Annotated in this window: 10 protein-coding genes; 7 read left to right on the top strand and 3 right to left on the bottom strand. The window is 56.0% G+C overall.

The window, feature by feature from the left end:
- Window positions 1-32: 32 nt before the first annotated feature.
- Window positions 33-908: a DMT family transporter gene (locus IE151_RS10085; protein ID WP_210310885.1), complete on the top strand. Its 876-nt coding sequence runs from the start codon at window positions 33-35 to the stop codon at window positions 906-908.
- Window positions 909-940: 32 nt separating this feature from the next.
- Here the strand turns inward: IE151_RS10085 and IE151_RS10090 are convergent, their stop codons facing one another.
- The 3 genes from IE151_RS10090 to IE151_RS10100 all read right to left on the bottom strand — a co-directional run bounded on the left by IE151_RS10090 (window position 941) and on the right by IE151_RS10100 (window position 4,831).
- A complete protein-coding gene (locus IE151_RS10090) occupies window positions 941-3,139 on the bottom strand; it encodes a malate synthase G (RefSeq protein WP_189489886.1) in 2,199 nt (732 codons plus the stop codon).
- Between the two features lie 93 nt (window positions 3,140-3,232).
- The gene (locus tag IE151_RS10095) at window positions 3,233-4,135 is read right to left on the bottom strand and encodes a LysR family transcriptional regulator (RefSeq protein ID WP_189489887.1); all 903 of its coding nucleotides are present in this window, start codon (window positions 4,133-4,135) and stop codon (window positions 3,233-3,235) included.
- A gap of 39 nt (window positions 4,136-4,174) precedes the next feature.
- Window positions 4,175-4,831: a peroxiredoxin gene (locus IE151_RS10100; RefSeq protein WP_189489888.1), complete on the bottom strand. Its 657-nt coding sequence runs from the start codon at window positions 4,829-4,831 to the stop codon at window positions 4,175-4,177.
- 247 nt (window positions 4,832-5,078) lie between these two features.
- Here IE151_RS10100 and IE151_RS10105 point away from each other — a divergent pair, with 247 nt between their 5' ends.
- From IE151_RS10105 to IE151_RS10130, 6 genes are all read left to right on the top strand, one after another.
- Window positions 5,079-6,230, top strand: coding sequence for an ABC transporter ATP-binding protein (locus IE151_RS10105; RefSeq protein ID WP_189489889.1), 1,152 nt, complete (start codon window positions 5,079-5,081; stop codon window positions 6,228-6,230).
- Window positions 6,231-6,264: 34 nt separating this feature from the next.
- Window positions 6,265-7,401: an ABC transporter substrate-binding protein gene (locus tag IE151_RS10110; RefSeq protein WP_189489890.1), complete on the top strand. Its 1,137-nt coding sequence runs from the start codon at window positions 6,265-6,267 to the stop codon at window positions 7,399-7,401.
- Window positions 7,402-7,470: 69 nt separating this feature from the next.
- Window positions 7,471-8,292: an ABC transporter permease gene (locus IE151_RS10115; protein WP_189490018.1), complete on the top strand. Its 822-nt coding sequence runs from the start codon at window positions 7,471-7,473 to the stop codon at window positions 8,290-8,292.
- The gene (locus tag IE151_RS10120; protein ID WP_189489891.1) at window positions 8,289-9,137 is read left to right on the top strand and encodes an ABC transporter permease; all 849 of its coding nucleotides are present in this window, start codon (window positions 8,289-8,291) and stop codon (window positions 9,135-9,137) included. The genes IE151_RS10115 and IE151_RS10120 overlap by 4 nt, the downstream gene beginning before the upstream one ends.
- Window positions 9,134-10,165: a LacI family DNA-binding transcriptional regulator gene (locus IE151_RS10125; protein ID WP_189489892.1), complete on the top strand. Its 1,032-nt coding sequence runs from the start codon at window positions 9,134-9,136 to the stop codon at window positions 10,163-10,165. The genes IE151_RS10120 and IE151_RS10125 overlap by 4 nt, the downstream gene beginning before the upstream one ends.
- A gap of 185 nt (window positions 10,166-10,350) precedes the next feature.
- Complete coding sequence (locus IE151_RS10130; RefSeq protein ID WP_189489893.1) at window positions 10,351-11,499, top strand: ABC transporter ATP-binding protein; 1,149 nt, start codon at window positions 10,351-10,353, stop codon at window positions 11,497-11,499.
- Window positions 11,500-11,501: the final 2 nt, after the last annotated feature.

An 11,501-nucleotide genomic window follows, 5' to 3' on the forward strand; every position in this document is an offset into this window, starting at 1 on the left:
TTGGTCGCGCAGCGGCAATGACTGGACGTCCCATGGCAATTGAATCAAATGCCCGCAAAGGCATGATACTGATGACCGCAACCTGCCTTGTATTTGCAACGCAGGACGGCGTGTCCCGATTTCTTGCCGAGTCGGTAAGCGTTTACATGATCGTCATGCTTCGCTTCTGGTTCTTCGGTCTGTTGGCGATCATGTGGGCGTTGCGCAACAAGGGCGGTTTCTCCTTCGCCACCAGAACCCGTTTCCCGAAATTGCAGATACTGCGAGGCGTCTTGCTGATCAGCGAAATCTGTCTGATCATGATCTCGTTCGTCACGTTGGGGTTGATTGCAACACACGCAGTTTTTAGTTGCTATCCGCTGATCGTCACGGCGCTCTCTGTTCCGTTGCTCGGCGAACAGGTGGGCTGGCGCCGGTGGCTGGCCATTCTTGTCGGTTTTGCCGGGGTTCTGGTCATTATCAACCCAGGTACGGATGTTTTCAGCCCGCTTGTGCTTTTGCCGTTCGGCAGCGCCATCCTGTTTGCCACCTATACGCTGCTGACGCGCTATGTCGCGCGAGAGGACGGTGCCAGTGTCAGCTTCTTCTGGACCGGCATTGTCGGTGCGGTAGTGAGCACACCCATGGGGCTTTTACATTGGCAGGCTGTGGAAATGCAGACAGGTTTTATGCTGGCTGGTCTCTGTGTCTTTGCTATTCTTGGCAACTGGCTGTTGATCAAGACTTATGAAGTTGCTGACGCGTCAAGCGTTCAACCGTTTAGTTATATGAACCTGCCGTTCGTGTCGATGATCGGCCTTTTCGTGTTCGGTGAGACACTGGCGCTCAATGTCATGATCGGCGCAGCCATCGTCGTCGGCTCCGGCCTCTTCACTCTCTGGCGGGAACGTGTGCGCAAACCTGCGTGAGCAGGCTGCGAACCGTAGCGTATAGCCTGGACTCAAGCCTCAAGCGCTTCGTTTTTGGCAGGACGCGCAATGGAGGCCTTGAATTCGCGCCGGCGTTTGTGCAGGCAGGGTTCGGTATAGCCGTTTGGCTGTTTTGTTCCTTCAAGAACCAGTTCAAGAGCCGCTTGGAGCGCAATGGAGTCGTGAGGGTTCTTTCCTATGGCGATATAATCCGGATCGCCTGCGTTCTGCCGGTCCACGACTTGCGCCATGCGTCGGAACGTGTCTTCAACACGGCTCTTGTCGACTAATCCATGTCGCAACCAGTTGGCTATATGCTGGGCGGAAATGCGCAAGGTTGCACGATCTTCCATCAGGCCGACATTATTTATGTCCGGCACTTTGGAGCAACCGATGCCCTGATTGATCCAGCGCACGACGTAACCCAGGATACTTTGCGCATTATTGTCCAGTTCCTGTTGGATCTCTTCATCTGTCCAGTTGGGGCGCGGTGCAACCGGAATGGAGAGAATATCATCAAGCTTGGCGCGAGGGCGTTCTGTCAAGGTTTGCTGCACCTCGTGCACGTTGATACGATGGTAGTGCGTGGCGTGTAGCGTTGCCGCGGTCGGTGATGGAACCCAGGCTGTACTTGCGCCGGCTTTCGGGTGACCGATTTTCTGCTCCAGCATATCCGCCATCAGGTCCGGCATCGCCCACATACCCTTGCCGATCTGAGCCACGCCGGAAAGGCCTGCTGCGAGACCATTATCGACGTTCCAGTTTTCATACGCCTGAAGCCAGACCGCCCTCTTCATGTCGGCCTTGCGCATCATGATGCCCGCTTCCATCGACGTATGGATTTCATCGCCGGTCCGGTCGAGAAAGCCGGTGTTGATGAATACCAGACGCTCTTTCGCGGCCCTGATGCATTCCTTGAGATTGACCGTCGTGCGTCGTTCCTCATCCATCAGGCCGATCTTGATGACGTTGCGGGTCATTCCGAGTGCGTCTTCGACGCGCGCGAACAGTTCGCAGGCAAAGGCGACTTCCTCGGGGCCATGCATCTTCGGCTTCACGATGTACAGTGATCCACTCGTCGAATTGGCGCGCCGCCCGTTCGGCCCGATATCGTGCAACGCAATAAGGCTGGTAACCATCGCGTCGAGAATGCCTTCGGGGATTTCGTTGCCGTCCCGATCCAGGATGGCTGGATTTGTCATGAGATGTCCGACATTACGCACAAGCATCAACGAGCGCCCTTTCAACGACTCTTCAGTGCCATTCCGCCCTATAAACGTGCGGTCCGGATTAAGCCTGCGGATGATCTGCTTACCGTTTTTCGCCACGGTTTCTTCAAGGTCGCCTTTCATCAATCCGAGCCAGTTGCGATAGACGAGCGTCTTGTCTTGTGCATCGACGGCCGCGACTGAATCTTCGCAATCCATGATCGTGGTCAGCGCCGATTCCAGAAGGACGTCGGAAATGCCCGCCGTGTCTACGCTACCGATCGGTGTGCGCGGATCGATGATAATGTCGATATGAAGGCCGTGATTGACGAGAATGACAGCCTCCGGTTTTTCCTTGCTGCCACGATAGCCGGCGAACTGCGCCGGATCGAAGAGATCGGAACTTGCTTTTCCTGCTCTGTGGATTTTCAGAACACCGCGATCCACGGTAAAGCCACTCGCCTGCCTCCAGGAACCATCTCCCAGAGGAGCGACATCATCGAGAAAGGAGCGCACCCAGCCGATGACCTTTTCGCCCCGCTCCGGATTATAGGCGCCGCTACGCGTCGCACCAGATGCTTCCGAAATCGCGTCTGTCCCGTAGAGCGCGTCATAAAGCGACCCCCAGCGTGCATTGGCTGCATTGAGCGCATAGCGCGCATTCATGATCGGAACGACCAGTTGTGGGCCGGCAATGCTGCTCATTTCAGGATCAACATTCCGCGTTTCGATCTTGAAATTGGGACCTTCCGGCAGAAGATAGCCAATCTCTTCAAGGAACGCCCGATACGCGGACAAATCTGTTGAAGCGCCATGATCGCGATGCCAGTTGTCGATTTTGTCCTGGAATGTGTCTCGTTTTGCCAACAACTCGAGATTCTTGGGAGCAAGATCCTCCACGATTGCCGAGAGGCTTTGGAAAAAATCATCCGCTTCGATACCCGTCCCCGGTAGCGCCTCGTCAATCAGGAACGCGTGGAGTTCGCTTTCAATCTGCAAGTTGTAAGTTGTTATGCGGGGCATGTGGACCTCCCAGTCGTTACCCAAAGAATGGGTTAAACCGGGTTCTGCGGCAACGGCGAAAATGGAAAGTTACTTATTCCGTCAAGGGAATAATCACATCATTCTGTCCCACGGTGCGCGCGGTCCGTAGAGGGCGACCAGATATTCCACGAAGGCACGTATCTTCATTGGCACGTGCTGGCGCGAAGCGAAGACGGCGGAAATCCAGATGTTCCGCGAGCCTTCGTAAGAAGGCAGAACCCGGACCAGCTTGCCGATGTGCAACTCCTCCCCCACGTCCCATGTCGAGCGTAATGCTATGCCGAGGCCACTGATGGTCGCTTCACGCACAACTTCGCTGGAATTAGTAAGCAAGGCGCTCTCGGGTCTGATTGTCAGCGGTCCCTCCGGGCCTTCGAGATGCCATGGGCCTCCCCCATGCGCTTGCAGACACCGGTGCGTTTTCAGATCATCGATGGTTTGTGGATAGCCGTACTTCGCCACATATTCTCGCGACGCGCACAATACGCGTCGGACGCGTGCAAGCTTCCGGCCGATCAGGCTACTGTCGCGGGGTTCGGTGATGCGCACGGCGATGTCATATCCATCGGCGATCACGTCGACAATATCATCGGAAAGATTAAGCTCGACGTTAAGTCGTGGGTGCGACTGCATGAAGGTGCCGAGATGCGGCGCGATATGCATGCGCCCAAACGATGTTGGTGCGGAAACCCGCAGAAGACCACTGGCCTCGTCGGCCTGCCCGGATACGAGCAGCGTCGCCTCCTCCAGATCGTTCAAAGCATTCGCGATGCGTTTATAATAGTCCTGACCAAGCTCCGTAACGGTTATCCGGCGCGTCGTGCGTTGCAGAAGGCGCACGCCCAGGCTTTCTTCCAGACGTTTTATGCTCTTCGAAACGACGGCAGGCGCAATGCCGAGTGACCTTGCCGCTTCCGACATGCTCCGCAAGGCGACCACTTTGGCGAATATGTGCAGATCTCCGAGCTCAGACATGTTGATCCCTCCCTGAAACCTGACTTTCGTAATGCCGTGCTAGGAAGGTTGCTTGGCCTTGCGCAGATAGGACAGCACAGTCTCGTAGGATCCGAAGCGCTCGATGGCGTCTTCGTTGGACACGGCAGCTGTGATGATGACGTCGTCGCCCTGCTGCCAGTTCGCAGGCGTCGCAACCTGGTGCTTCGCCGTCAACTGAATGGAATCGATGGCGCGCAAAATTTCATCGAAATTGCGGCCGGTCGTCATCGGATACGTCAGGATCAACTTGATCTTCTTGTCGGGTCCAATCACGTATACAGAGCGCACAGTCGCATTATCGGCGGGCGTGCGCCCTTCCGAGGAACCACCGCTTTCGGCAGGCAGCATGTCGTAGAGCTTGGCAACCTCCAGTTTTTTATCGCCTATCAACGGATATTCTACGTTAAAGCCTGTAGCAATCTTGATATCGTCCTTCCACTTGTCATGGCTATCTACCGGATCCACGGACATGCCGATGATCTTCACGTTACGCTTCGTGAATTCGCGCTCCAGTCCGGCCATCGTGCCAAGTTCGGTCGTGCAGACTGGCGTGAAATTCTTGGGATGCGAGAAAAGCACGGCCCAACCGTCGCCGATCCAATCGTGGAAGTGAATTGTCCCCTGGGTGGTCTCCGCTGTGAAGTCAGGCGCAATGTCATTGATGCGCAGGCTCATGGGATTTCCTTTCATCAGCTGGGCGTTCGAAATCAGTTTAGCAAGGCAATCGTTCTAGCATAGACATTTTCATAGGGTTTGCATCATCCGCGAGATGGATAAGGGGTACGACTGAAACTTCCTCGCTGCCGTTGTCGAGCCGACAGGCGCATCTCGTAAAATCATTCCTACAGTCATCTGCCCGTCATGTGATCCGCTTAAGCGTTGCTCGTACAACCAGCGATGCACGGCTGTGCAAGGAATGAAAATGAGCGAAACCGACTTTCTGAGGGTCGAGAATATATCGGTAGCCTATAATCAGGCGAAGATTCTGGAAGGACTCGACCTTTCCATTCGCAAAGGCGAGTTCGTTGCGCTGCTGGGCTCGTCCGGTTGCGGGAAGACGACACTCCTTCGAACAATCGCGGGTTTTGCGAAGGCGCAAGCAGGCTCCATCTTCGTTGGAGGAAAAAATGTTACGCATCTGCCACCGGACAAGCGTGGCATGGCGCTCATGTTTCAGTCCTATGCCTTGTGGCCGCATATGACCGTGGCGCAGAATATCGGCTACGGGCTCAAGCTCCGTGGCACGCCGCGTAACGACATCGTACGCCGCGTAACGGAGCTGCAGGATTTACTTGGATTGGCCGATCTTGGTCAACGCAAGCCTGCTGCTCTTTCCGGCGGACAACGCCAGCGCGTCGCGCTTGGGCGCGCACTCGCGATCGATCCTGAGATATTGCTTCTCGACGAGCCGCTCTCCAATCTCGACGCGCGCATCCGGCTCAAAGTGCGGCACGACATTAGCGCCTTGCAGAAGCGTCTTGGCATTACTGCGGTTCATGTCACGCATGATCGTGAAGAAGCCATGGTCATGGCCGACCGCATCGTCATTATGAATGCCGGTCGCATCGCCCAGCAGGGCAGACCGGAAGACGTTTTCAATAGGCCAGTTTCACCCTTCGTTGCAGCTTTCATGGGAGCAGAAAATACACTTGCTCTTTCAGGAAGTGTCAGTGGCGATGTCGTCATGATCGACGCTGGCCCTGCCAACGGCAGAGCGGTTCTACCGCTTGACGGGCGTGGACTCGTAAGTGGTTCCTACGAGGCGCGATTCCGAGCTGAAGGTGCGGAGCTGTTGCCAGACGAGCCTGGATCGACGCAGACGACAGGCGCTCTCGATCTGACCGGTCAAGTTGAAGCGGTAAGCTATCCCGGTGGCGCGTGGCGGCATTCGGTTCGCATTGGTCAGGACCTCCTGCTTGTCGATGGCGCCCAGCCATGGGCATTAGGTCAGGTGGTGCGCGTGCGCGTCTCGGCGTCAAATCTCTTCCTGTTCAACACGCATGGCGCCTCGGGGCGGCCGCAAACCAGTTCCCAGAACGACGGGGAAAAAGCCCGTGTTCTGGAGGCATCGTAAGCATGAAGAATCGCGATCAACGGAGACACAACTCATGAAGAAAACCCTTCAGGCAACACTGATACTTGGTTTCGCGGCATCGCCGGCGGCAGCAGCGGAACTGACTGTTCTGACTGCGGGCGACCAGAACATGGTCGATTATATTAACGAATATCTTGGGCCGCTTTTCGAGGAACAGAACCCGGGTAACAGCGTCCGTGCCATCGGTACTGGTCCTGGTGATGCAGGGTCGCAGAAGATCGTCGAGCGCTTCGAGGCCCAGAAGAAGGCCGGTATCGAGACGTGGGACGCCGACGTTGCCGTCGTTCATGAGAAGTTCGCCGGACCGATGGTGGAAGCCGGCTACCTCGAAGCTTATCGGGACCGGATAGCCTCGGGATCGCTCGTCACGCGCTCGAATGCGGACATGGCGCTCGGTGCCCAGGTCAAAGGCTATGTCATGCCTATGTTCAATAGCCAGACGGCGCTCGCATATAATCCGGCCCTGGTGGCGAACCCGCCGAAGAGCTACGAAGAACTCGTGGTATGGGCGAATGAAAATCCGAAACAGTTCGGCTACAACGGCATCAAGGGCGGAGCATCGGGCGTCAGCTTCGTCATGGGCTGGATTTATGCGTTTGGCGAAGGCGACGCCGACAAGCTGATGAATGGCCCGTTCGAGGAAGCCGAAACCAACAAGTGGAACAAGGCTTTTGACAGCCTCGCCGATTTCACGACAAACGCCACCCTGACGCCGGGCAATGCGGGCACACTCGACCTTCTGTCACGCGGCGAGATCGCGATCGGCCCTGTCTGGGTAGACATGTTCTACTCCTGGCAGACCAACGGCCAGTTGCCGCCGGAATTCAAACTCGTATTGCCAGCACCCGGCATGCCTGGTCAGCCGATGCACTATGTGATCCCGGCCAAGGCAAAGAACAAAGACTTGGCTGAGAAGTTCGTGGAGCTGGCCACCAGCGCCAAAGTGCAGGCTGAAGGCATTGTCGAGAGGTTCAACTGGTACCCGGGTATCGACGCCCAGCACGTTGAGGCCGAACTCGACGAAGCGACCTGGAATAAACTGTTCACGGATGTCACGCCGGAGGATCTAGCGAATTTCGGCAAGCCCTTCCCGATTGCGCCGTACAATGACGCAATTCTGGAAGCCTACGAACGTCATGTGACCAATTAAGCAACTTTTATTCGAGGGGGCCGTCCGCTTTGTGCGGGCGGTTCCTTTTTTGGAGGGGCGATGCAAACCATTTCGACGCGATTACTTGGATTGCTGCTTGTGCTGCCTGCACTGGCTGTGATCGTGCTTCTGTTCGTCGTTCCGCTGGGCAATTCGCTTATCGGTGCGTTCGAGGTCGCAGATGGTTTTGGATTTGGTAATTTTACCAAATCCTTCCAGCTTTATACTTCGGATATTATCTTCACCGTGGTGATCGTCTCGCTTTCCACCGCCATCATCGGAGTCCTCTCGATAGCGATCGGCGGTTATCTCGTTCTTGGCGAAAACCCGCGTGCCGTTGCCATCTTGCGTTGGCTCTATCGTTGGCCACTCTTCATTCCCTTTATAGTTGTCGGGCAGATACTGCGTACGTTCCTCGCCAAGAACGGGCTGATGAATAATATTCTCGTAGGTGCGGGCATCATAACACCGTTGCAAGCCGTCAGCTTTCTGGATTGGCGCGGCATTGTCATCGCCTTCGTTTGGAAACAAACGCCCTTCGTCACGATGCTGGTTGCCGGTGCAATGGCCTCGATCGACCGCAGCAACATGGAGGCCGCGCGCAATCTGGGTGCTTCGCGTCTGCGTATCCTGATTGAAATCATCGTTCCGCAAGTTGCAACCACCTTGATGGTTGGTCTTGTGCTGTCCTTTGTGACGATGATGTCGGTTCTGTCGGTGCCGTTGATGATCAACGCTCAGACACCCACAATGATCACCGCTGATATTGCGTTTCGCATCAATGCCTATGGCGATTATGGGGTCGCCAATGCGCTGGGCCTCATTTCACTCGTAGCCAGCGCCTGCGTGGGCTGGTTTTACCTACGACAAACGATGAAAGAACGCTCATGAGCACGATCGATCATGTGCCCTCTCAGCCTCGTGCCTTGTTTGCTATTGATTGGTTTTGGGTCCCCCGCGCAGTCATCCTGGGGCTTCTTGCCTTCATCATCTTCGGACCGCTGACCAATCTCCTCTTATGGACCGTTGCCGAACGCTGGTACTTTCCCCATGTGCTGCCGCTGGAATATGGTCTGAGTTATTGGGGACGCGTGTTCTCGCCTCGCGGCACAGCGATGGAATCGCTATCAAACAGCATTATGGTTGCTACACTTACCGTGATTGTGGCAATGGCACTTGCAGTGCCTGCTGGCTATGCTCTTGCGCGCCTGAAACTGCCTTTCCGCGCGCTGATCCTGCTCACTTTTCTCATTCCGCAGGCGTTCCCCAATCTCCCTGTATACGTCAACATAGCCCGCATTTTCTATCAGTTCGGCTTGAATGGCACGGTGGCCGGTGTGGTGCTCGTTCATGTCACGCATGGACTAGTCTATGCCGTGTGGATTGCAACTGCGGCATTCTCCGCCGTGGACACGGAACTGGAGGAAGCCGCGCGTTCGATCGGAGCAGGGCCGATCCGCGCGTTCAGGGATGTAAGCCTGCCGCTTGCCGCGCCAGGCCTCCTTGCCAGCGCGATCTTCGTGTTTCTTGAATCGCTTGACGAATTCACCGGTAGCTACTTCGTTGGCGCACCCGACGTGAACACCCTGCCGCTACTGCTATATACGGCGAGTTCCGGAGGCAATTATCAGATCGCGTCGATTACCGCCTTGTTGCTTTTGATACCCTCAGTAGGTTTTATGTTTATTGTCGAACGGTTTTTGAAATCCGACGTTCTTTCGAAGGTAGGTCATTGAAGAAAAAGGATGAAGCAGGATCGTCGGGCTTTGTCAGCGCACAGCAGGTTGCTGACCGTGCCGGTGTATCCCGGTCGGCCGTATCACGCGCATTCACACCAGGTGCCAGCATATCGGAGGCGACACGAGCGAAGGTGATGGAGGCGGCATCCGTCCTGGGGTATCAGGTCAACGATCTGGCGCGTGGCCTGCTCGCGAACCGCAGCCGTCTGGTCGGCTTGATCGTGACCAAACCGGAAGTCGGCTTCAGGGCCCATCTTGTGGCTGCGCTCACCCGCCTTCTGATCAAGCGCGGCAACATCCCTTTCCTCATTAATGCGGGAAGTTCCGAGCAGGAATTGAGCGCTGCCCAGACGGCACTCTTCGGCTACCGCTCGGAAGCAACGATCGTCCTTTCCGGTTCACCACCGGCTTCACTCGTAGAGCTTGCTCGTCTTAACGGGCAGCCACTTGTTATGATCGGTCGCTCCGAAGCGGATTGCGACCACGTTCGGATAAATAATCATGGTGCAGCCCTCAAGGCAGCGGCGTTGTTTGTGCTTAACGGATATACACGCCTTGCCATTGCCGGTTCTGCGACTGGAACCCCGAGCTTGGTCGAGCGTGAGCAGGCATTTGTCAGCGAAGCGCGACGTCTTGGTGCAACCGTAGATATCGCATATTGCGGCGATTCCGACTACGCTGGCGGTCAGCAGGCCGCTGCGGAATTGTTCGGCAGGAAATCGCGTCCGCAGGCTGTTTTCTGCGTCAATGATCTGATTGCGCTCGGCTTGATGGACGCGGCTCGAGGCAGGTTTCGACTGCGTGTTCCCGACGATGTTTCCGTTGTAGGATTTGATGATATTCCCGAGTCAGCCTGGGACTCCTATCAGCTTACGACCTTCAGACAAGATCCGGGCGAAATGGCGGCGCGCGCCGTCAGGCAGCTTGAGCGGCGACTGGTTAATCCTCTCGCAGCCCCCTCTACTGTCCAGCTGGACCCCGAATTTATTGTCCGTTCCAGTGCGCGTTTAGTGATCGCAGACTGACACGTTCATCTTCAACCAGGCTAAAAAAAGACGCCGGTCAAAGCGTTGGCCTCGTGCGCGCCTCTACTTTCCGCACTGTTGCGGGATCTATAACGATGCGCCTGGGGACTGTCATCAACCGGTATTGGTTTTGTCGTCTCTCTGTCATCAACCGGATGCATATGCCGCCCCAAAAGGAGTGCGTAATGCTTTCGCAATCGCTGGAACTGAAAGGAATCGGCAAGACCTTCGGTAAGGAAGAAGTTCTCAAGGGGATCGACCTTTCTATCAGGCCGGGTGAATTCTTGTCGCTCGTCGGCATGTCCGGGTGCGGAAAATCCACCCTGCTCCGTATCATCGCCGGGCTTGAAGCGCCTGACCGAGGCAGCGTTCAGATTAATGATCAGGATGTGACTGACACCGATCCAAGCGATCGTAATCTCGCGATGGTGTTCCAGTCCTATGCACTTTATCCGCACATGACGGTGCATCAAAACATCTCGACGCCGTTGAGAATGCGGCAGCTATCCCTTGCCGCGCGTCTGCCCGTTGTTGGTGGTCTTGCACCAGGGCGCGCTGATGCCCTGGAAAAAATCAATGCTGCCGTGCGTCAGTCGGCCGAACTTCTGCAGATTTCTCATCTGCTGGATCGTAAGCCGGCGCAGTTGTCAGGTGGGCAGCGTCAGCGTGTTGCATTGGCGAGAGCGCTCGTTCGCTCGCCGGCAGCATTCCTCATGGATGAACCGCTTTCCAATCTTGATGCCAAGCTGCGCGCACATATGCGCGAGGAATTGACGGCCTTGCATCGCAGCCTGAAGGCGACCTTCATCTACGTCACGCATGATCAGATCGAAGCGATGACCATGTCGGATCGTATCGCGCTCATGTCCGAAGGGCGCATCGAACAACTTGGTACGCCGGACGAACTTTATCAACGTCCCGCCACGCTCACCGTGGCACGTTTCATTGGCACGCCGTCCATAAATCTCCTGCCCGTTGAAATCGACAACAGAACGGTGGTGTCATTGTTTGGTCGCACCCTTGGATTGCGAGCGAAAGATGCCGCTATTGGTCCCGCAACGCTTGGCATTCGTGCAGAGGACATTACCGTCTCCCCGCACGGCCTTGAGGCGCGGGTGATCCGCGTGGAAACGCAGGGTGCCGATCGTTTTGTCAGTTGCGAGCTGCTGGATGATCAAAATGTCCGGATCATCATGCGTCAGAAGGCAGGCGAGAACCTCGACGTCGATGCCGATGGCCTTATTTCGCTCGGGATAAGCAGAAGTCATGCGCATCTCTTTGGGGCGGACGAAAAACGTTATGTCGTTGAAACCTGCGAACAGGTGCCGGCGTGAGT

The organism is Limoniibacter endophyticus (assembly GCF_014652835.1).
Classification (GTDB): domain Bacteria; phylum Pseudomonadota; class Alphaproteobacteria; order Rhizobiales; family Rhizobiaceae; genus Limoniibacter; species Limoniibacter endophyticus.